This window comes from Serratia sp. 14-2641 (genome assembly GCF_001692375.1).
GTDB lineage: Bacteria > Pseudomonadota > Gammaproteobacteria > Enterobacterales > Enterobacteriaceae > Chania > Chania fonticola_C.
In genome coordinates this window covers 1-587 of the sequence record NZ_LXKR01000030.1, presented here as the reverse complement: position 1 = coordinate 587, position 587 = coordinate 1, and the positions used below count along the sequence as shown (strand labels likewise).

The following is a 587-nucleotide window of genomic DNA, read 5'->3' as shown; positions in this document are numbered from 1 at the left end:
CTCAAGATCCCCAGGGACCGCAGCGCCGGAATATGGCGGTCATTGATCTGCATCAGCCCAAAGTCGCGGCTGGTGATCCGCCCTTTTTTATCGCGATTCTTACCGATAGCGTGAGGGTCAAGGCTGCTTTCGACGATGGCCATGGAACGCAATAACAAGGGGTCCACTTTATAGCGGGCGCCCGCCTCGTTAAAACAGAACGCCTGCGCGGGCAACGAGAGCAATAACGCGCCGCCCAGAACCAGACAGGACAAGGCACGTTGAAAGGAAAACAACATAAGAATGCACTCCAGAAGGAAGCCGGCAACAGGACGTTACCGGCGGGACGGGCATTAGGTGTTGCTGGTGAACGTGAGGGTGTTTTGACCGACAGAGCCTTTATCGGCAGTGCACTGTGCCCCAATGGCGCTGGCGGCGATCGCCCCGTTGGTAGACGTGCCGTTAACCAGGGTGGTCACAACACTGGGTGCCGCGCTGAGCTTGACCGCCAGGGTAATGCAGGCTTCCTGTGGAACCGCCGCGTAGGTCAGTGAGAAAGTACTCTTCTGACCACCGGCAGTGGCAACAGGTTGCACGGTGACAGCCCC

General features: G+C 58.4%; 2 protein-coding genes. Both read right to left on the bottom strand.

Features of this window, described 5'->3' with window-relative positions; translation table 11 throughout:
• A partial coding sequence (locus A6U95_RS13540) for a transglycosylase SLT domain-containing protein (protein ID WP_158006214.1) occupies positions 1–278 on the bottom strand: 278 nt, incomplete at its 3' end.
• A gap of 54 nt (positions 279–332) precedes the next feature.
• On the bottom strand, positions 333–587 hold a 255-nt coding region (locus tag A6U95_RS13535; RefSeq protein ID WP_275505124.1), incomplete at its 5' end, for a type 4 pilus major pilin.